Origin of the sequence: Oceanobacillus kimchii X50 (genome assembly GCF_000340475.1) — a bacterium.
Taxonomy (GTDB): Bacteria; Bacillota; Bacilli; order Bacillales; family Amphibacillaceae; genus Oceanobacillus; species Oceanobacillus kimchii.
This window is the reverse complement of record NZ_CM001792.1, coordinates 1,274,786-1,295,158: the sequence shown is the minus strand read 5'-3', so window position 1 is coordinate 1,295,158 and position 20,373 is coordinate 1,274,786. Positions and strand designations below refer to the sequence as shown.

The window sequence follows — 20,373 nt, the reverse complement described above, 5'->3', positions numbered from 1 at the left end:
AAATCACACCTCAATAATCTTTCGTAGTAATTTTTTTTAACAGAAAGTCTATAGCCCAACCACCTTTAAGCCAAATATCAATATTTAAACTATCCGATATTATTGTTATATCTTTCAATATAATAAGCTGTTCCTTCCCTCCATCCATTTCTTTGCTCCTCTTAATCATTACAAACTATGCACAACTGTCCCTTTATAGAAACTAAATTTAACTGGACTTTGTCTTGCCACAAATTCTGCTGCTGATGAACTATCTACTAATAGGAAACTCGCATCCATATCTTTTTTTAGCCATGTTTTCCCTTTCTCTAAATTAAGTGGTTTTCCAGTTATAAGAGCTAAAGAGTCCGTTAGCGCTTCCTGAGTCATTAAACGATGAATTTCAGCATAACGATTTAATTTTTCTAAGATATTTCCAGTACCAAAAGGCGACCAAGAATCATAAACATTATCACATCCTAAATTCACGTTAACACCTGCTGTTCTTAATTCTTCTAATGGAGGAATCCTCCCATTAATTGGAACACTAGATATAACAGAAATACCAAGTTCTGCTAATTCACTAAATACCATTTCCCTTTCTTCTCCCACAAAGTCATTCAATCCAAAGGCATGACTAATTGCCACTTTTCCCTGCCAATTACTTTGCTTTGTATACTCTATTAATTTTTTAACTGTTTCTGTTCCGTGCTCCCCCCGATCATGTACATGAATATCAATAGGAACATTGAATTGTATTGCAAGCTCGAATGTCTGACTCAACGACCTTTCTAGGTCACCATCTAATGAAGAGGGGTCCACACCACCAATGATTTGCACTCCGGATTCCAATGCTTTTTTCACATCATCATATGCATTTGAACGAAGCATACCGTGCTGTGGAAATGCGACAAGTTCGTAATCTAGCTGTCCTTGGTATTCTTCTAAGGTTTCTAATACGCCTTCAAGATATCGCTGCCCTACTTTCGGATGAACATCAATATGTGATCGGAAAAATGTAACCCCATTAGAAATCTCCGTTTCAATTAGGTTTTTCGCTCTATCTTTTAAAGAAAGAGTTAGATTATCTAATTCATCTATTTCACTCGTAAACCGTTCTACAATATTATTTGCCGGAGTAATCGGTTTCCAAGGAACACCGAGCTTACTTTTATCCAAATGACAATGCATTTCTCTTAATGTCGGTAAAATAAGATAATTTTTTCCATCTATCTCATTATTCCCATCTGGGCGGAAATTTTGATGAGCTATAATATCGCTTATTTTCCCATTTTTAATCTCTATATCAACTGTTTCAGATTTACTACCATATGTAAATCCTTCTTTCTCCAAATAATCATTCTCTACTCTTACATTTCGTAACCACGTTGAATCTCTCATTTTCGAAAACTCCTCAAAAATCACATGAAAATTATAGCCTCATCAGAGCGGACAATTCTCCTTGCAAGACTTTTTCTCCGTCCTCATTAAATGTCTTTAACAATACTGTTAGAATACCTTGTTTCTTTTTTAAGACTCTCAATTCCGTAATCTCTACTACAGCATATAATTTATCATTTGGGAATACAGGTTTTATAAATTTAATATTGTTCATTTGTAACCCAGCAATTATATCTTGACCGTACACTTCTTCTTCCACCCATAGTTTGAAAGACAGCGCAAGTGTATGCATTCCAGAAGCTATGATACCATTAAACATTCCTTCTTTTGCTTTCTTTTCATCTAAGTGCATATATTGCGGATCAAATTCACTTGCAAATTTAGTTATATCTTCTTTCGAAACCTTTAGTGATTTTGTTGTAAAAACCTGTCCTACTGAAAGTTCATCAAACTTCATATAACACCTCTTATCGAGCTCACTTTTTTACTTATTTTTAATGGTCAGTTTTTATCTGATAAGTTCCATTTTAAAGTATAATTAAAATTCCTTAATTAATAGTGTTGCTCCTCTTCTTAAGTAATAATACACTACCACCAATTGTGGATAATACCAGTCCCAATAATAGCCAATTATATCTGTTGGTTGCAGTCTCCGGTAGTGTTCCTCCTTGCTTTTCATTATCTGATACATTACCATCGTCCCCCGCCTTATCAACGTTAGACTTCGGGTCTTCAACATCGTTTCCCTTTTCTCCTTCTTTGGAACCATCACCGTCTGTTCCGTCGTCAGTTTCATCTTCATTTCCTGGCGTATCATTCTCTTCTTCTAATGCAGGATTTTCGTACAGTGAATGCACTTCTTCGACTGCAAGTACGAAACCATCATAAACACGAACTTCATCCATTAATCCTTTAAATGGTGTATCCCAAAAGTTAACACCTAAACTAAATTGAGCATCTTCTGTTGTAAAGATATTCGGAAAATTATCATTGGAAAACTTTTCTTCTCCATTAATATATACAGTTGCTTTTCCTTCATCAACAGTAAACGCGAAATGTGTCCATTCTCCTGTTGGAATAATGGAATCTGATGTCGCATCGTACCAGTCATCTCCATTATGCGCCCATACTTTGGTGACATTCTGAGCGTTTGGTACAAGGCTTATCCAATTATTTTCTGTTCTAGTCCCAAAAAATGTAGTAGTAAATTCAGTTATCTCCTCAGGTTTCATCCATAACGATATAGAATATTGATTACTAGCAATTAAACCATCAGCCAGCTTTAATCCAGATTGACCATTAAATTTGGCTGCCTGACCAACAATACCATCCGCAAAAGTAATCTCTCCACCTGTATTATTTATCCGATCCCCAGTGATAGTAGCATCCTCGTGATTTCCGGAACGATCTGAAAAACCATCACTAAAATCATAATACGCTGTCAATCCACCTTGTTCACGTGCAGGTACAGTTATGGTTAGAGTGAGCGTTTCCGTTACTTCTCCTAATGTAATTATTGCTGTCAATTCAACCCTCGCATCATCGGATTCAAAGGGTGGCCGATTAACATCGCCTTCTGGTGAAATAACTTCTGGATGGGAGGATTCCCATGAAATTTCTGCCCCTTGTGTTCCCAAGGTCGGTAAGTCTAAGTCGGAAATGGCACGTTCAGGTAGGCTTTCACTTAATTCTTGTTTTATGCTATCTACAATTTCTTGATCATCTCTAGTTTCTGTACGACTTCCCCAGACTACTACACCTTCATTTGACATCGCACTAAATGTCATCACCCATTTTTCAGATGTAGGATCATACTGACGAATGAACACACCATCGTATTTTTTATCCTCCACTGTTAACTCCACACGGTAATCATCATAGAGTTCCCATGTCCCTGATACAGCTCCAGAAATAGAATGGTCATCATTTAATTTAACCCATGTTGATTCGGTTAACTCACCGGTAATTTCTTTACCATGGTTCACAAATTTATAGTTACCAATTACATCAGGTTCCGCTACCGCTTCAATCCCTTCTCCTGCATAGTGATATGGTGCCGGTACTGGCCAATCATCACTATTTTTAAACATTTGGTGCACACGAACCTGATGCATTTCTCCTTCCTGAGGAAATCGAGTATGTGTCACAATGAACTCTTTTCCAAGTTTCTCATCGATTAAATATGAATTATGCCCCGGCGCCATATATCCTGTCCCTATTCCTGCACCTTCTTCACCGTAGTCTCTCTTAAACAGAAAGTTTCCCATCATTTTATTACCAATTTCTTTATGATCATCATTACCAGGAAAATTACCTACACCAATATCAAAGCTATCAGGAAATACTGCTTCATTTCCAGCAGCATCTACATAAGGACCTTCAATATTTTCTGATCGGAATTGGCGCATTTGATAACCACCATCAGAGGCTAGTCCACCATATGTAATGTAGAGATAATAATAACCTGTTTCTTTATCATAGACTGCATAGGTTCCTTCACCAGATCTTCCAAATCCACCAGCAATTTTTGTACCAAAATATCGATCAATCATTCTACCATCAGAAGTTTCTCCATCTTCCCCTGGGTAAATCGGTGTACCTGTTACTTTATCCAATTCTAAAATAAAAGTACCACCTGACCAAGATCCGTAAGTCATAAACAAGTCACCATTCTCATCATAGAGAATATTGGCGTCGATCGCATTCGTATAAAGAGCGTTGTTGAAATTGCTTTCTTCGGTAAACCAATCTGGATTTACATCACCAATAATCCCCTCATCTATAAGATTAGAGATATTTGTATTTTCCCAATGTTTATTCACATCACTATTATCATCATAACTTTCGTTGTTCGTAAAACCAGAGTACATAATCGTGTCCGAATATTCATAGTGACCTTCTATATCTTTTGATACCGCTATACCAATAGCCGAGCGGATATAAGTAGAAGAAACGCTATAATACAGCATATAAGCACCGGTTGAACCATCTTCCCAGACATAGTCTTTGTTCCAGAATATATCTGGAGCCCATACAGCAAAGCCTCCTGTACTATCCGCATCATCTTCCCCAGCCCATTCAAATGATTCTGCTAGATTAGCAGATAAGTCACCATAGATAGGGTTATTTTCAGGAGTTTGATATTCACTGTCCACTATAGAATTCCAGTTACTTAAATCATTTGATTTAGCAACCGCTATAAGTGAACCAAACACATAGTACGTTCCATCTTTCGCTTTAATTATCGATGGATCATGTACAGAAGCCCGATCAAAAGCTATAGATTCGGGATGTGTTTGCTCATTGCCTAATACGGTTATAGGTGCGAGGCAGATCAATAAAACACCAAATACTGACACTCTTTTTAAGAAAGTAAGCATAGTTTTTTTCTCCTTTCACCTTTTCCTTTTTGATAGCGCATTCATTCTTACTTTAAGCTATTTCCCCTTTTTAACAAAAAGGTTATTAAATTACGTGAAAAACATTGTTCAAAAATAGATTACCATAATACATAATTTATTAAATATTAATATTAATCTAAAATTTATTCAAGGTAAAATAGTATCATAATACTAGTCTGATAAAACTTTAAGAATTTCGCTTTTAATTATTCTCAACTCACGATATTCGGTTAAATCTATAGCGAACACTCAAACACTCGAAAAGATGCTCCTTTATCATAACCATCCTTAACGTCATGAATCTTAATTTATTGAACCCGTTTTTCTTTAAAATCTTTCTAGAACTGATTCCTACATGCTTCATTGATGTGGCTGTCTGGCTATGTCTGAGTTGCCGGTATCTCTTAATTTAACTAAGTATACGGTATTTGTTTAGTATTATTTTAAGGGGAATAATAATGAGTAACACACACAGGCTTCCCTTCCCACCTTTGATAAAATTTCAAAAAATACCCCCTCTATCTGTGTTACTTCTTTTTTCAGACATTTTCTCATATAATCAACTAAATCATTAAATCTAACTTAATAAATACTTTCCCATAAAAACCCAATAAACATAAAGATAAAAAAACTAAAGGTTATAAGAATATTCAACACGACAGCTAACTTACTCCTACCTATATATCCAAGTACGATACCAATTGGACCTATCAAGAATGTCCATAACCAATAACCATATCCATATTCGTCGATAAAATTAGGCAGCCATAATATTAAACTTATAATAAAACTAATCATTGAAAGTATAATCCATTTTTGTTTTAATACATGTTCCAAGTTACATAACACTCCATACTTCAAAATTTGTATATCTTTCATCTTCGTCTAAATAGATTAATAAATAGAAGAAACGAAAAAATAGAAAGTAGATATAAATTACTGCAATAGCTATAGCAAATAAATCAAACGAGTTGCAGCCATAAATATTCGATTTCATTTACACCTCTGAATAAAATAAGCTAATGATAAGCAATAACGGAATTAACAATAAATTTTGCGATGATTGTACTCTTATAAAATCTCTTTTCATATTATACATACTAACAATTAATAGAATAAGAAAGAAGATATAATATACAATCCATACAATTGTTGGCAACAAAGGACCCATTGTACAACCCCTATCTACAATTTTTTATAATATGCACATTAATTAATGATGATTATATACATTTCCTCACTACCCTTGAAATATATGAGATTTTATCCTGTATTAATTCGTAAACAACATCTACTCTTTCCAATTAAATAACCTCCAATTCTTAGGTTATAAATTAATTAACTGAAAAGTCTAATTACTAAGTAAATTACACAACAAACACGCAGGAATATAATACCAATAGTTTTTTACTATAAAAATTAAAAATTCCCCCTTCATAAATCGACAAATTTATTATATAATTTTTATGCAATCAAATTTATATTTATACAATTATTATACTTTCATGACAATAAAGGAGCTTTTTTCTATGAATAAATCAGATCAACATTGGCAAGAACTTGTAAACTCAATCGGAAATTTCTTAGCACCTAGCATGGCAAAAGATCACCCGAATCTACCTGTTATTAAAGCAGAAGGTTGTTACTACTACGGAACGGATGGAAAAGAGTATTTAGATTTCACTTCTGGAATTGCAGTAGAAAATGTCGGACATCGTCATCCTAAAGTAGTACAAGCGATAAAAGATAGTGCAGATCATCTTGTACACGGACCATCAGGCGTTATTATCTATGAATCTATCTTGAAATTAGCACAAGAACTTCAAGAAATTATGCCTCCAAAACTAGATAATTTCTTCTTTGCTAATAGTGGTACAGAAGCAATTGAAGGTGGATTAAAGTTAGCTAAGCATGTGACGAAACGTCCATATGTCATTTCATTTACGGGGAACTTCCATGGTCGTTCGATTGGTTCATTGAGTGTTTCTACCTCAAAAAGTAAATATCGTAAGTATCAACAACCATCTTGGTTAACCTATCAATTACCATATGCTCTTCCAGAATACTTACCAGAAGGACAAGACCCAGAAATATTCTTTGCAGAGAAGTTAGAGAAGGATGCAGAATCCCTTTTCAAACATCAGGTAGACCCTGAAGAAGTGGCATGTATGATATTAGAGCCAATTATGGGAGAAGGCGGCTATATCATCCCTCCTAAATCTTGGTTACAAAAAGTACGTGAGATCTGTGATCGTCATGGAATTTTATTAATTTTTGACGAAGTTCAGACTGGATTTGGTCGTACCGGCGATTGGTTTGCTGCACAAACTTTTAGTGTTACACCTGACATTATGGCCATTGCAAAAGGAATCGCAGCAGGAATGCCATTAAGTGCCACTGTTGCATCCAAAGAACTAATGGATCAATGGCCATTAGGTTCACATGGAACAACTTTTGGTGGTAACCCGATTGCCTGTGCAGCAGCACGCGCTTCTCTTTCCGTAATGAAAGAAGAAAAACTCCTTAACAATGCCAAGACAATGGGAGATTATGCATTAACAAAGCTTAACAATCTAAAAGAAAAATATGAGATTGTCCACGAAGTACGTGGAATTGGCCTAATGTTAGGGATAGAACTGAGAGACCCTCCGACTGGTAAACCAGACGGTGATGCTGTAATGGAAGCTTTAAACGGTTGTTTAGATGAAGGAGTTTTATTCTATCTATGTGGAAATGCTGGGGAAGTCATCCGTATGATTCCACCTTTAACCATTAACAAGAAACAAATTGATCAAGGAATCGATGTACTAGACAAAGTTCTAGCACAAATATAAAGGACGTGCTGAAATGAGCAATCAAGCAGAAAATTTATCAGGCAATACACCACAAGCCGAAAAAATAGATAAAAATGGTCTAATGAAATTTTTACTCCCTTCCTTATTTGGAGTATTCATTTTCCTATTTCCAATTTTTGATGGTGAAACATTCAATATACCATTAGGCATTATTACAGAATTGATCATCGATGCTTTAACCGCATGGTTACCAGCTATCGTTACGTATATTATGGTGATCTCCACATTATTTACTGTGGTACAAGCAATTTTCAAGCCTGCTTTTATTGAAAAATCTGCGTTGTTTAAATCTCTTTTCGACGTCTCAATATTTTGGACAACGCTTCGTGTGCTTGGAACAATATTCGCGATCATGACCTTTTATAATGTTGGAATTGAAGGAATCTATTCTGAGCTAACTGGCCAAGTTATGTTCGGATTATTAACAAGCTTAATTGTATGGTTCTTTGTTGCTTCGTTCTTGATGCCTTATTTAATTAATTTTGGAGTAATGGAATTTATAGGATCTATCTTAAGAAATGTTATAAAACCATTATTTACATTACCTGGACGTTCGGCAATCGACTTATTAGCTTCCTGGATAGGAAATGTAAACGTCGGTGTCGTTATTACTCGTGAACAATATGAAAATGGATTTTATACTGGAAGAGAAGCTGCAGCAATCGCAACATGTTTTTCAACTGTTTCGCTTCCCTTCTGTCTAGTAATTGCCGGAATGTTAAATGTGGACCACATGTTCCCTGTGTTTTATCTAACCATCGTTATTGCAGGTGTGGTAAGTGCGATGATTATACCGAGAATACCGCCAATTTCTAAAATTCCTAATAGATACTATACAGAAAATCATTTTCAAGAAGATGTTCCTGAAAATATGAATAAGTTTAAATGGGGATTACTACAAGCTGTAAAGCGTGCAAAAAGTGCCGGATCATTTAAAGATCAATTAAAACAAGGAAACGAAATATTTTTAGGAATCGCATTTGTTTTGCTTCCTCAAGTAATGGCAATTGGTACACTTGCGCTTATGGTTGCAGAATTCACTTCATTTTTCCAAGTGATTTCTCAACCGATTGTTCCTTTACTCGAACTGATGCAACTACCAGAGGCAGCTGCGGCAGCACCTGCTACAATAATTGGTTTCATTGATATGTTCTTGCCAGCTGTACTAGCATCTGGCATTGAAGCTGAAATTACTAGATTTGTAATAGGAGCTCTTTCACTTGTGCAGATTATCTATTTAACAGAAATGGGTACACTATTACTTATTTCTAAAATTCCTGTGAAAGCATGGCATTTATTTGTTATTTTTTTACAAAGAACGATTATTTCATTACCGATTATAGTGTTAATTGCTCATATGATTTACTAGATTTAAAGTATAATATCGTCTTCATCTAGGAGCGATTTCCAAATCGCTCCTAGTTATTTTTATTCTTATGAGGTGAACAGCAATGTATATAGAACAACTTATAGAAAAATTAGGAATTGATAATGTCTCACAAAATGAAAGCATCTTATTCCGCCATGGGTATGATGAATCTCCACATAAAGCGGTAGAACCAGATGTTGTTTGTTTTCCAACATCCAAAGAAGAAGTACAAGCCATACTTGAAATCGCAAGAAATAATCAGATTCCAGTGACTCCCTTTGGAACAGGATCAGGACTTGAAGGCTCTTCCATTCCTGTAAATAAAGGAATATCTATTAACTTTGAACAAATGGATAAGGTTGTGGAATTTTCACCTGAAAATATGACTGTTACTGTCCAGCCGGGTATTACACGGTTTCGACTTAATGATTATATTAACTCAGCCGGTCTACAATTCCCGGTAGATCCAGGCGTAGACGCTACCATTGGTGGAATGGTAGCAACTAACGCAAGTGGAACTACCGCAGTTCGTTATGGAGCAATGAAAGATCAATTGGTAGATTTAGAAGTAGTGATGGCTGATGGAACGATTATTCATACAGCTTCAAAAGCAAAAAAATCTTCTTCCGGGTATTTAATAACAAATCTTTTTGCAGGATCAGAAGGTACTTTAGGAATAATAACAGAAGTAACATTAAAGCTTCACCCTATTCCCGAACATACAATTATGGCAAGATGTACATTCGAAACCATTAATGAATGTGCTACAGCCAGTCAGCAATTATTATTAAGTGGTATCCCATTAAAGCGCATAGAATTAATGGACGCAGCAAGTGTTGCTGAAGTTAATCGCCAAAATGGATATAGATTCCCGGTACGCCCTTCGCTTTTCTTTGAGTTTGCAGGTGCAAAGCGAGCAGTGGAAGCTGAAGTAGAGCTTGCTCAATCTATTCTAAATGATTTAAGTTGTGAAAATTGGGCTGTAGCATTAGATCCTGCTGAACAACAAGAACTTTGGAAAGCAAGATATGACCTATCCTATTCTTTTCAATCTATAAACGGAATGGATGAAGTAGGAGCAGATGTATGTGTTCCTATTAGAGATTTACCTGAACTAATAACCTATGCGAGAGAGTTAATTGATGATAGTGGGTTGAAAGGCGGCGTATGGGGTCATGTCGGTGATGGAAACTTCCATACTTTAATTTTATTTGACCCTCTGATTGATGGTCAGAAACAATTAGCTGAATCCGTCAATGAAGCATTAGCAATCCGTGCGATAGAGGTTGGTGGCACGTGTACAGGGGAACACGGTGTGGGAATTGGCAAGCAAAAGTTTCAAGATCTAGAACACGGCAATTCCCTATCTATTATGCGTAATATAAAGCAATTATTTGATCCTGCTGGTATCCTTAATCCAGGAAAGATATTTATAGATTAAATAATATCAAACCTACGATGTATAGAAATTATTATGAAATAAGCTATAAAGAAAAAATAAGTATAGTGATCTTCATTGTATGAAAATCACTATACTTATTTTTTACTTCCTCCAATGACGTTGATCCCTACGAGCAGATTTAAAGAATGAAACACACATCAGAATAATTACCACAGAGAATGGAAGAGCAGCAATAATTAACATGTTTTGCAGACCTTGTGTACCACCAAAATATACTATTATCGCTGCAACTGCAGATTGCATAAGACCCCACATAATTTTAACAGAGTTTTGTGGGTTAATCGTTCCTCCAGTACTTAACATACCGAGAACGAAAGTCGCTGAATCTGCTGATGTAATAAAGAATATCGCTACAACAAATAAAGTGATGATAGACATTATCATACCTAATGGATATTCATTTAATACACCAAACGTAGATGTTTCTAATGCAAATTTTGATATTTCAGCAATGCCATTCTGTTCTAAGTTTAGTGCAGAGACTCCAAATACTGCGAAGAAAATAAAACATACAATCGATGGGACTAATAACACCCCAAGCATAAATTCTTTAATTGTTCTTCCTTTTGAAATACGCGCAATAAAAATTCCAACAAATGGTGACCAAGATATCCACCATGCCCAATAAAATACCGTCCAATTATTAATCCAAGTTCTTTGATCACCATCTTGAGGAGCTAATCTTAAGCTCATATCAAAGAAATCAGATACATAACTTCCTAATGTGTGTGTAAACATATTAAGGATATATAGCGTAGGACCGATTAGAAATAACATGAGTAAAAGTACAAATGCAAGCCCCATATTAATATTACTTAAATACTTTATCCCTCGACCGATTCCTGACCATGCAGAACAAATAAATAGAATGGTCGCAATCACTAATATTAGTAACTGCATCCAAAAAGTACTCGGAGTACCAAATAAATAAGATAATCCCCCGTTAATTTGTGCAGAACCGAATCCAAGGGTTGCTGCAACACCGACAACTGTAGCAAAGACTGCTAGAGTATCAATAATTTTCCCAGCCGGTCCTTGCATACTATTTCTACCGAATAATGGAACCAATGTCGCACTTATTAACCCTGGAGTGTCTTTATAAAATTTAAAATATGCTAAAACTAATGCTACAATTCCATAAACTGCCCACGCATGTATTCCCCAATGAAAGAAAGAATACTTTAATCCATCGTTAATCGCTTGTTCGGATCCTAGTTCTGCACCAGGAGAACTAGTAAATGCATGTGAAATAGGTTCTGCAGTAGTCCAAAATACTAAACCCATCCCCATTCCAGCACTAAATAACATAGCAAACCAAGACAATAAACTAAATTCAGGTTTGTCATTCTCTTTGCCTAATTTAATTTTTCCATATTTAGAAAATATAAGATAGACACAAAATATCAACATTAGCATGACTATTATTAAATAATACCAACCAAAGGTATCCGATATAAATGTTGTAACGTCTGACGTAAATCCTTCTAGATTGCTTGGAGCATAAGACCCCCACAGGACTACGATAATACACAATGCTAATGAATACCAAAAAACACTCGTAACACTTTTCATCCATACACCTCTTCTTTATTACTTTTCTTTTTTTTATGTATAGGCATCTTATTTAATACCCGACCCGTTATACAATCAAACCATTATTTGGCATGATATTTTAATATCCCCTTGGTTAATTAATACTATAATAGTCATAAATACCGTCAGTTTATAAACCGATCACTAAAGAAGCAAGCATTAAAAAACCGCTTCTATACATCGTATATTAGCGTTTTTCTTATTTATATACTTTGCCTGTAGATTTAAAAAATTGTTTAAATTTATTTGGAGGTGGAACTGAAGTAATGCACCAAATAATTAAAGGAGGATCTATCATAATGAAAAAGAAATGGTTAACGATTGTGCCAGCTGTTGCTTTGACGTTTACACCACTTTACTTTCAACAAGTAGAGGCCTCTAATGACCATCCAGCATCGCAAACGGAGCAGTCTAATTCTGAGGTACCTGAAAAGCTTGAACCAATCTTGGACATTGCACCCGAGCATCAACCCACACTCAAAGTAGATAGTGTAGGATTAGAGGTAGAATTAGTACAAGTGAAGTTAAATCATTTCGGATTTGAGACAGATGTCGATGGAATATTTGGTAGCAAGACTGAACAACAAGTAATGAATTTTCAAAAAGAACATGAACTAATGATTGATGGAATTGTTGGTGAAGAGGCTTGGACAACCTTATTAGCTGAAGAGCGTCAAGATATGTTTACTGTTGATTACGCGATTTTTCTAGCTGAAGAAGAATTAAACAATGACGACCTAATTTTCAGCAGTAATGGTGAACTGTATGTAGATAAAGAAGGAAGAACTTTTTACAACCTAAAAGCATCTAGTAAATCCATGATTGAAGATGGAGGTACTGGAACGGTAGGCTTCTATAATGTATACAGTGATGGAGAAGTTATCTTATCGGAACCGATGAGTAAATAAGATAGTGCAGCAGAGAATATCTGTGGGTGTTCTCTGCTTTTTATAAATCAATTGAAAAATTTGATGTTTTATCCATATTGGATATAACCTATTAGAATATGACAGTTATCTCATCTTACATGTTTCTGTTGATATTATTTAGTTATTCCCGAAGATTTCAAAACTAACTTGACCTGATAATTGAATATAAATAAATGTAAGTAGTAAAATTTCTATTATGAAGAAAAAGAGAAATAGTTTTATTGTTGGGTATCTAAGCTGAAGTATATAAAAAGTTAACCATAAAATAAAGAGAACAATCATTATCGGGAGATTGATAGGAATAACATCTGTTGTCTCAAAGGTTAAATATAACCATGCAAGAAATATACCTATTCCTCCAAAGATAATAACACCTAACGTAATGTTAACGATATGAATAATTTTTTTGTTCAAGAATGTTTCCCCCTTTCATTAAATTGTTCATCAAAATTATTAATTATCTCGTCACAAATGGCAATAATCTAATGTTTTATAATGAGTTAAACTTCCCGAAGCAAATGATTAAAAATATCTGTTTATTGTCATTATAGTTTAACTGCATTATTCATATTCCAGCGTTTAATATTCAGCATATCAAAGTGCTGCTCTTTCATTTATTTTATTGAGAAAATAAAATCATTGATATCAAAAAGATGATGATTAAGTGAAAACACAGATTGTACTAAAATTAATTTGTATACCTATGCCATAGATAAATATCCCTTAAGTTTAGAAAGAATTGATAATAGGAATAATTTCATTGGAGGGATTTAATAAAATGATAAGTAGAGAAGATGTTTTCAAATATACACAAAATAAGTATAAAGTTGAACCAGATTATCCTTGAGAAAAATATTCAAATTTTGCCGCTTTAAGACATAAGGATAGCGGAAAATGGTTTGGCCTAATTATGGATATCACTGAAGATAAATTAGGAATTAATGCCAATAAAAAAATTAATGTATTAAATGTCAAAGTAAGAAAAGAAATGATAGGATCATTAAGAGAATTAGAAAATGTTTTTCCTGCATATCACATGGATAAAAATAACTGGGTAAGTATTGTTTTGGATTACACAGAAAATTTAGATGATATTAAGGGGCTAATTGAAGAAAGCTATGAATTAACTTCTTGAATTCCGTTATTTTATAAAACATCAGCTCTCTTTGGAACAGTAACAATAACCAATCATTCTCTTCATAGAATTTAAATTAAATTGGATTAATGATTTATTATAAGAGGGGCATTATGAGTTTAAAATCAAAGATATACAAAATGTTTAGAATTTGAACGATGTTGATGCTGTAAGAAAGGAAAAGTAGGCAAGCAAATTGTCGGACACATTACTGGATGTGCCATGGCCAAATTATGAAGTATCAGGCATACGGAAAAGAGGGACATTATGATAAGAGCGTATAACGATAATGATATTGATATTTTGATTGACATTTGGTACAAAGGTTCATTACAAGCACACGACTTTATTGATTCTGTTTATTGGAAATCACGAATTGAAGAGATGAAGGAAAAATATATTCCGATGTCGGAAACGCATGTTATAACTAATCAAAATAAAATTGTAGGATTTATTTCGATGGTAGATGACTATTTAGCAGCGCTTTTTATCGACGTAGCATATCAAAATAATGGTGCCGGGAAAGAGTTATTGAACTTTGAAAAAAAACAAAGAAATAAAATTCAGTTGAAAGTATATAAAGAAAATTTATCGGCAGTACGTTTTTACGAAAAGAACGGTTTCATTATAAAGAAAGAATTAAAAGATGAACAAACCAATAAACAAGAGTATTTAATGGAGTGGACTAAAAAATGGGGGTAGCAATTGCTACCTCTATTTTTTTTTCTGTATATTTAATTGGCGATAGCGTGGCAATTTTTATTCCTTTGCTGATTCGACTTCTTACACCTTATTTTAATTTACATGAATCACTTATTAATGCCATTATAAAAATTTTTATGAGTTAAAAAGGACCTGATAACTAATCATCTTCTTGACATTAGAAAACAATCTACAAGTAAGTAGTGTTTATAAGTAGTGTTGAAAAATTAAAGAATTTTTTTGCAGGTGCTTTTTGCATATCCGGTAATTGAGAATGTAATCAGTATATTGCAGATTACCCCTTTAAACCCCCTTAGCCCCAAATATAGCTAAGGAGTATTATTTATTATTTTCACTATCCACTTTTGGTGTAAATTCCATAACCTTTCCATTAGACAAATTAAAAATACCAAGAGTCTAAAACACTTGATATTAAGGATGATCCCGATTGGACTCGAAGAGTGGACAATCGTAGTAATGGGACTGATATTGTAATAAATAATTAACAATTATAGTAACTTATGCTAAAAAAGAGTAAAGGCCATTATTCTTACTGCAGTAGTTATATTATCTTATTATTATCTATTAATTCTATGACTGTAGGTAATATGTTCATATAAGTTATCTTCTTTTTCTTTAAAATTAAATTGGCCATTTAGGGCGATTTTTTAATTTACATCAATAGATTCAATTTGAACATTTTTTAGCCACTCTTATTCAAGTGGCTCACCAAAATTATATTTAAGTATCATATCTTCTAATCTATTTCATCGTGTTAATAGATACTTTTAACATTATATCCTTTTTCTATAAGTATACTTGGAAAACTTGGGTCAATTACAGTATGTCCAGAACCGACTATTACAAAGTAGGTCTTTCCACTATCACTCTGTAGTATTTCATCTAGTTTGTTTACCATATTAATATTACGAATGTCATTCATTTCTTTGTGATATTCATCATCAGCACGATTAAGATCATTCGTTACAATATTAATTAGCTCTTCCTTACTGCTACTACTATTACTGTGTACCCAGCTATATCCTAATTGGTTAATCCAATCAGCTTGTTGTTCAAATGTTTCTATCGTATGTTCTAACATTTTGACTTGTGTATCTAAATTGTAGCTACTAAAAACATTATATTGATCTTCTACTGTTTCTAATTCAATAATTTCTTTACCATCTTCTAAGGCTCGTTTAAGGAAATATAAATCAACACCATACTCAGGTCTTAAATCGCTTTTCTCCCTGATGAATGCCCCTAGTATACTTTCTATATACCAAGGTTGGTATTTATTAAAGTTCTCTAGAGATAACTCCTGCGCTTCTAAAATACTTGAAAGTTTTTTTAAAGACTTCGGTGACAACACTTTATCCAAATTCATACCTTCACTAAATAACGCCAAATTATTGATTTCTTCTGCATTGACTTCAGGTTCTACTACATTAATTTCAGGAAGGATTACATTTGCACTATCATATGCCTCTTCAGTTGCATTTGCAAGTGGATAGAAATCCTCATGCCCTACATGAATAATCCCTTGTACATACAGAGTTGTCTCACCATTTACTATCTTCCATAGCAATCCACCATTTCCATCATAATCATACGTCATTTTGTCACCATCCCTATTGGTACTCTTCAAAACCTTATATTATCCTTAATAACTCATTATCAACGTAGTGCAATTAATCAGTAAAGTCAAATAAATCGATGTATAACCTAGCCGAAACTAGGCATTCTTCGAGAATAAGGCCTTTTCTATAGAATAGTAACTTTTAAAATCGCATTAAAATTTATTTTTAATTCATGCTCTAAGCCTACCTTTTCAACCACAGTAATATATTGATCTTGGTAATTGATCTTATCAATGTAACCTTTGGTATTATGGTAATCATAATTGTTATAGTACTTTATATTTATTAAAAGATTGTCCTTATGTGCCATCATTAATTGAAATCCGTTTTCTTCTAATTGTTGTTCATCAAGTATAGGCTTCTTCTTTCTGTTTTGTTTTACTTTTAATTGATTTAACATCTCGGTATGTTCAGGCATCATCATAGATGTCCATTTTATTTTACCTCTGTCATTAATACTCATGTTCCTGTTCTCCTTTTAACGAACGTTTGTTCTCATTATATCAATATAATAACAAGTGTAAACACGAAAAAAGTGGAAATCCTGTTAAAATTCGCTTGCTCCTATGTGAACAACTCATTAGAATAGGAAATAAATCAACATATAAGGAATGAAGTTAAATTAGAAAAGAAAATATAAGAGGATATTATGGTTTTAAAATCAAACATATACAAGTTTTTACGTATTTGAAATGATGTTGAGGCTGTGAAGAAAGGAAAGTAGGTAAGCGAATTGGCAGACGAATTACTGGACGTGCTGCAGAAAGATTTTTAAGTAAATTCACTAAAAAACGAATACTAGAAAGAGAGGTTAGTTATGAGTATTGGTAGTTGGGTTGGTATTGTTATAGCTGTTGCAGTTGCATTTGGTTTATTCGATTCAAAGAAAAAGAATAAAAAATAAAACTCCCCTTAGCTATTTTTTGGGGAAAGAAGCATTTTGAAAGTAAGTGGTTTAAAAGTTTATTAGTTTTTATGTATAGAGATTTGAGATAGTGAAAATTTTTGTCAATTAGAAAAAATAATAGTGAACGAGAAACTATCTTCCTATAATGGAGAAATCATTCTTATGGCTAGTTAGAAATCTTGCATGGCGGTTGATGCTTTGAAAGTTTAGATCTTAACAGCATCTTTCGCATATTACTCTGCCAAGTGTATTAGATAAATATAAATACTATTAGATAGGTGATAATTATGAACTCTAACTTAAAGATATATTTTATTGGATTCTTTTTATCCATTCCTATTATGTTTAGCTTAGTCTCTATACTTTGGAAAACCTTTGTAAGCGGAAATCCATTTTCAACAACTTTAATTGACAATTTGGGTATTCTAGGTGTGTATTACTTTATCATAAGTATCGGTTTTACAATATACTTAAAAAAGCTTTAAAAATATATTTACATGTACTCAGAAAAAGACTTCACAATATAAGAAGTGGTTCCTTTGTAAAAAAGGAACCACTAAATAATTAAACAATCCTTAAATAAAATATCCATAGAGCTCATTTATCGCAAGATACTTCATTGTTTTTTTAGGATGCAGTTGACGGTATTTTCTGTAAGAACAGCAAGAAAAAATTAGCAGGTTATCATTGACTGAAATAAATAAAACAAAAAAGCCCTCACTTTTGTGGGGGCTTACCAATAATTTAAGACGCTATTACATTTGTACCCTCATCAATTTTCCCCTCAGATATCTTTAACGATTTGCGATAGTCTTCAGCCTCTGCAATTTTCGTAAATTCAACAGTTTTATCAAAATTGTTCTCAACTACCTCAACAATTTCTTCTAATGTGACATCAAAAAATTCTTTTCTAGTGTTAACTTTATTTACTTGCTTATTAATAAAAGCCTTATGAAGTTTATTCTCTAGGTCTGGGGCATCGTCAGAAAATATCATTGCATGCACATCAAAATTAAAAGGAACTGAAGCACTACCCAACTCATTAATTCTTTCCATAGGTTCTAGCCTTCTAGTCATACCAATCTTGTATATATTTTCACCAAAAGAGCCAATATTTGAGATTATGTACACATACCCCGCTCTTGCATTCTGCTCTCTATAATCAACTACTTCTTTTTCCTTTTTTATCTTTTCAAGTTGCAATTTAATTTCTGCCATCTTTTTCTCAATTTCAATATGAATTTCTGTATTTGCCTCTTCAAGTTGCTTTTTATACTTCTCAAAAGCATTAGTAAAATGTTTTTCATCTTTTTCTAGCTTTTTGCGCTCTTTTTTAATCTCGTCTTGAACCTTTTTCTCCTCACGCATTTGTTCTCTAATCTGTCTCTGCTCTTCTCTTTCCTCTTCTTTTTTAACTTGGTGCTCATGAAATAGTATTAACTCTTCAAATTTTAAATCCAAATACTCAACTTTTATCATTACACCTTTATTTTTACTATTTTTATTTAACTGTTCAAAAGCTTTTAATATTTGCTTTTTAACTATTTCCAAATTATTAAATTTAACTTTAGAAATTGCCGTGTCGCACTCTTGATTAAATGCCCTTAGAACAAGTTTTACGTTTTCTTTTCGCAATGACTCACCTTTTCTCTTATTACCATCTACAGTCCACGTTTTGGACTCGGTTGCGATATCATCTTTTACCATATCTTTTTGTTTTTGTCGAATCTCATTTAATTTTGCTTTATAAAGTTCTGAACTACCAAATACATATTTATAATCATGAAATCCGAATGACTGCATAGCAACTTCTTCTTCATAATCAATAATTTCTTTTTTAACCACCTCTAATTCAGACTTCCTATCTTCCATCTGTTTGTCAAATTTTAATGTTTTATCCTCTTTTTCTTTTTCTAATTTTTCAATTTCTCTTTCTAATTTCTGTACTGTTTTTTCTAAATTGGCAGCTTGGTATCTTTCATCATTATTAAAAAATTCACTTTGTTTTTTCACTTCTTTATAATGTAATAATAATAGAATGATTCCTAAAATCAGTGGTACAATTAAAATTGATAAAGTAAAGCATAAACTAATAAACCATGTTTGCAAATACCATTTCAACTTCAAAAAATCCCCTCCCTATTCAAGTCTTATTAGTATTATATTCCATTTGACCTAACATTTAAATAGTATCAAGTGAATAACTAATCATTATTACCTATGCAGTGTTGGTTACCTCTAGTCAGACTACCTTAATTACTCATGAGAGGAATTTTTATAGCTACTTCTTTAATTTTAGTTATTGTAAATAACTGATTAAGATTGTTTAATACATATTGTGGATTCATCAATATCAAGTTATTATTGCAGTATAAAGGAGTGGTTGAATGGAGTTAATTACTTTTTCTATACTGCTTTTGACAATTATAATTATTACTATCTTATCAAAGAAGAAAAGATTTCGATTTTATTATGTATTAAGCTACCTCTTTCTTGGAATCTTAGCATTATATATTGGTATTAAATTTAATAATATGTATTCTGCTATACTGTATGCGACAGCATTCATTTCTAATTTGTCAGGATTCATACTTTCACTCACTATTAAAGAAGAATATTCCGCTCAAAAAGAAAACCCCATATAATAAAAACATCCAATATATCCTCATATTTTATCCTCATAAATTCCCTTTCATAAATCTCCTCAGTTACTTCAATCAGTTTATTCTCATAGTTCATTTTTTGAATATACCCCTTAAATGTCAAGAAATGCCCATTCTCATAATATTTAATTTCCACTAACAAGTTATCCTTAAATCCCATTTTTAATTGAAAATTTATTTCTTCTTGTTTTTGCTCATCAATTATGGGTTTCACTTTAACTTGCTCCTTCTTCAAATCCTTTAGCATTTCTATATGTTCTGGCATCATCATAGCAGTCCATTTGATTGAACCTCGATCATTCACACTACCCTTTTATACTTCACTCCACTTACAGAA

General features: G+C 33.2%; 18 protein-coding genes and 1 pseudogene. 7 read left to right on the top strand and 12 right to left on the bottom strand.

Annotated features, from left to right (window positions below; all coding sequences use genetic code 11):
• Positions 1-10 precede the first annotated feature (10 nt).
• The 6 genes from C794_RS20370 to C794_RS20825 all read right to left on the bottom strand — a co-directional run bounded on the left by C794_RS20370 (position 11) and on the right by C794_RS20825 (position 5,778).
• The gene (locus C794_RS20370) at positions 11-148 is read right to left on the bottom strand and encodes a nucleotidyltransferase domain-containing protein (protein ID WP_017796394.1); all 138 of its coding nucleotides are present in this window, start codon (positions 146-148) and stop codon (positions 11-13) included.
• A gap of 20 nt (positions 149-168) precedes the next feature.
• Positions 169-1,380 carry an amidohydrolase gene (locus tag C794_RS06875; RefSeq protein WP_017796393.1) on the bottom strand — a complete coding sequence of 404 codons (1,212 nt, stop codon included), beginning with the start codon at positions 1,378-1,380 and terminating at the stop codon, positions 169-171.
• A 31-nt stretch (positions 1,381-1,411) separates the two neighbouring features.
• Positions 1,412-1,837 carry a MaoC family dehydratase gene (locus C794_RS06870; protein ID WP_017796392.1) on the bottom strand — a complete coding sequence of 142 codons (426 nt, stop codon included), beginning with the start codon at positions 1,835-1,837 and terminating at the stop codon, positions 1,412-1,414.
• Positions 1,838-1,928: 91 nt separating this feature from the next.
• Positions 1,929-4,760, bottom strand: coding sequence for a LamG-like jellyroll fold domain-containing protein (locus tag C794_RS06865; protein WP_017796391.1), 2,832 nt, complete (start codon positions 4,758-4,760; stop codon positions 1,929-1,931).
• A gap of 603 nt (positions 4,761-5,363) precedes the next feature.
• The gene (locus C794_RS06860) at positions 5,364-5,618 is read right to left on the bottom strand and encodes a hypothetical protein (protein ID WP_017796390.1); all 255 of its coding nucleotides are present in this window, start codon (positions 5,616-5,618) and stop codon (positions 5,364-5,366) included.
• 1 nt (position 5,619) lies between these two features.
• Entirely contained in the window at positions 5,620-5,778 is a 159-nt protein-coding gene (locus C794_RS20825) for a hypothetical protein (RefSeq protein ID WP_017796389.1), read from the bottom strand.
• A 532-nt stretch (positions 5,779-6,310) separates the two neighbouring features.
• Between C794_RS20825 and C794_RS06845 the strand changes: the two genes are divergently transcribed.
• From C794_RS06845 to C794_RS06835, 3 genes are all read left to right on the top strand, one after another.
• Positions 6,311-7,615 carry an aspartate aminotransferase family protein gene (locus tag C794_RS06845; RefSeq protein ID WP_017796387.1) on the top strand — a complete coding sequence of 435 codons (1,305 nt, stop codon included), beginning with the start codon at positions 6,311-6,313 and terminating at the stop codon, positions 7,613-7,615.
• 13 nt (positions 7,616-7,628) lie between these two features.
• Complete coding sequence (locus C794_RS06840; RefSeq protein ID WP_017796386.1) at positions 7,629-9,005, top strand: YjiH family protein; 1,377 nt, start codon at positions 7,629-7,631, stop codon at positions 9,003-9,005.
• Positions 9,006-9,087: 82 nt separating this feature from the next.
• Positions 9,088-10,446 (top strand): FAD-binding oxidoreductase, encoded by a 1,359-nt coding sequence (locus tag C794_RS06835; RefSeq protein WP_017796385.1) that lies wholly within the window; start codon positions 9,088-9,090, stop codon positions 10,444-10,446.
• A 102-nt stretch (positions 10,447-10,548) separates the two neighbouring features.
• Here C794_RS06835 and C794_RS06830 read toward each other — a convergent pair whose 3' ends face one another.
• Positions 10,549-12,039 carry a glycine betaine uptake BCCT transporter gene (locus C794_RS06830; RefSeq protein WP_017796384.1) on the bottom strand — a complete coding sequence of 497 codons (1,491 nt, stop codon included), beginning with the start codon at positions 12,037-12,039 and terminating at the stop codon, positions 10,549-10,551.
• Positions 12,040-12,359: 320 nt separating this feature from the next.
• On the opposite strand from C794_RS06830, the gene C794_RS06825 reads away from it, so the two are divergent.
• Entirely contained in the window at positions 12,360-12,968 is a 609-nt protein-coding gene (locus C794_RS06825; protein WP_017796383.1) for a peptidoglycan-binding domain-containing protein, read from the top strand.
• Positions 12,969-13,106: 138 nt separating this feature from the next.
• Here C794_RS06825 and C794_RS06820 read toward each other — a convergent pair whose 3' ends face one another.
• Positions 13,107-13,403: a hypothetical protein gene (locus C794_RS06820; protein WP_017796382.1), complete on the bottom strand. Its 297-nt coding sequence runs from the start codon at positions 13,401-13,403 to the stop codon at positions 13,107-13,109.
• Between the two features lie 469 nt (positions 13,404-13,872).
• Here C794_RS06820 and C794_RS20995 point away from each other — a divergent pair.
• From C794_RS20995 to C794_RS20665, 3 genes and pseudogenes are all read left to right on the top strand, one after another.
• Positions 13,873-14,124, top strand: a pseudogene (locus C794_RS20995) (MmcQ/YjbR family DNA-binding protein); the annotation flags it as partial.
• A 267-nt stretch (positions 14,125-14,391) separates the two neighbouring features.
• Positions 14,392-14,826 (top strand): GNAT family N-acetyltransferase, encoded by a 435-nt coding sequence (locus C794_RS06810; RefSeq protein ID WP_017796380.1) that lies wholly within the window; start codon positions 14,392-14,394, stop codon positions 14,824-14,826.
• Positions 14,817-14,972: a hypothetical protein gene (locus tag C794_RS20665; protein ID WP_017796379.1), complete on the top strand. Its 156-nt coding sequence runs from the start codon at positions 14,817-14,819 to the stop codon at positions 14,970-14,972. Before C794_RS06810 ends, C794_RS20665 begins: the two co-directional genes overlap by 10 nt.
• 629 nt (positions 14,973-15,601) lie before the next feature.
• On the opposite strand, the gene C794_RS06800 is transcribed toward C794_RS20665, so the two are convergent.
• The 4 genes from C794_RS06800 to C794_RS20145 form a co-directional block, all read right to left on the bottom strand.
• Complete coding sequence (locus C794_RS06800; RefSeq protein ID WP_017796378.1) at positions 15,602-16,444, bottom strand: TraB/GumN family protein; 843 nt, start codon at positions 16,442-16,444, stop codon at positions 15,602-15,604.
• Between the two features lie 146 nt (positions 16,445-16,590).
• Positions 16,591-16,929 (bottom strand): YolD-like family protein, encoded by a 339-nt coding sequence (locus C794_RS19760; RefSeq protein ID WP_017796377.1) that lies wholly within the window; start codon positions 16,927-16,929, stop codon positions 16,591-16,593.
• A gap of 1,188 nt (positions 16,930-18,117) precedes the next feature.
• Positions 18,118-19,500, bottom strand: coding sequence for an SNIPE associated domain-containing protein (locus C794_RS06785; RefSeq protein ID WP_017796376.1), 1,383 nt, complete (start codon positions 19,498-19,500; stop codon positions 18,118-18,120).
• 477 nt (positions 19,501-19,977) lie between these two features.
• Complete coding sequence (locus C794_RS20145) at positions 19,978-20,307, bottom strand: YolD-like family protein (protein WP_154648775.1); 330 nt, start codon at positions 20,305-20,307, stop codon at positions 19,978-19,980.
• Positions 20,308-20,373: the final 66 nt, after the last annotated feature.

What these genes read in the sequence shown, in the direction of transcription:
- C794_RS06810 (WP_017796380.1), top strand. Translation starts at nt 14,392, where the DNA reads ATGATAAGAGCGTATAACGATAATGATATTGATATTTTGATTGACATT.
- C794_RS20825 (WP_017796389.1), bottom strand. Translation starts at nt 5,778, where the DNA reads ATGAAATCGAATATTTATGGCTGCAACTCGTTTGATTTATTTGCTATA.
- C794_RS06830 (WP_017796384.1), bottom strand. Translation starts at nt 12,039, where the DNA reads ATGAAAAGTGTTACGAGTGTTTTTTGGTATTCATTAGCATTGTGTATT.
- C794_RS20370 (WP_017796394.1), bottom strand. Translation starts at nt 148, where the DNA reads ATGGATGGAGGGAAGGAACAGCTTATTATATTGAAAGATATAACAATA.
- C794_RS19760 (WP_017796377.1), bottom strand. Translation starts at nt 16,929, where the DNA reads ATGAGTATTAATGACAGAGGTAAAATAAAATGGACATCTATGATGATG.
- C794_RS06870 (WP_017796392.1), bottom strand. Translation starts at nt 1,837, where the DNA reads ATGAAGTTTGATGAACTTTCAGTAGGACAGGTTTTTACAACAAAATCA.
- C794_RS06835 (WP_017796385.1), top strand. Translation starts at nt 9,088, where the DNA reads ATGTATATAGAACAACTTATAGAAAAATTAGGAATTGATAATGTCTCA.
- C794_RS20665 (WP_017796379.1), top strand. Translation starts at nt 14,817, where the DNA reads ATGGGGGTAGCAATTGCTACCTCTATTTTTTTTTCTGTATATTTAATT.
- C794_RS06875 (WP_017796393.1), bottom strand. Translation starts at nt 1,380, where the DNA reads ATGAGAGATTCAACGTGGTTACGAAATGTAAGAGTAGAGAATGATTAT.
- C794_RS06845 (WP_017796387.1), top strand. Translation starts at nt 6,311, where the DNA reads ATGAATAAATCAGATCAACATTGGCAAGAACTTGTAAACTCAATCGGA.
- C794_RS06800 (WP_017796378.1), bottom strand. Translation starts at nt 16,444, where the DNA reads ATGACGTATGATTATGATGGAAATGGTGGATTGCTATGGAAGATAGTA.
- C794_RS06865 (WP_017796391.1), bottom strand. Translation starts at nt 4,760, where the DNA reads ATGCTTACTTTCTTAAAAAGAGTGTCAGTATTTGGTGTTTTATTGATC.
- C794_RS06840 (WP_017796386.1), top strand. Translation starts at nt 7,629, where the DNA reads ATGAGCAATCAAGCAGAAAATTTATCAGGCAATACACCACAAGCCGAA.
- C794_RS06825 (WP_017796383.1), top strand. Translation starts at nt 12,360, where the DNA reads ATGAAAAAGAAATGGTTAACGATTGTGCCAGCTGTTGCTTTGACGTTT.
- C794_RS20145 (WP_154648775.1), bottom strand. Translation starts at nt 20,307, where the DNA reads ATGATGATGCCAGAACATATAGAAATGCTAAAGGATTTGAAGAAGGAG.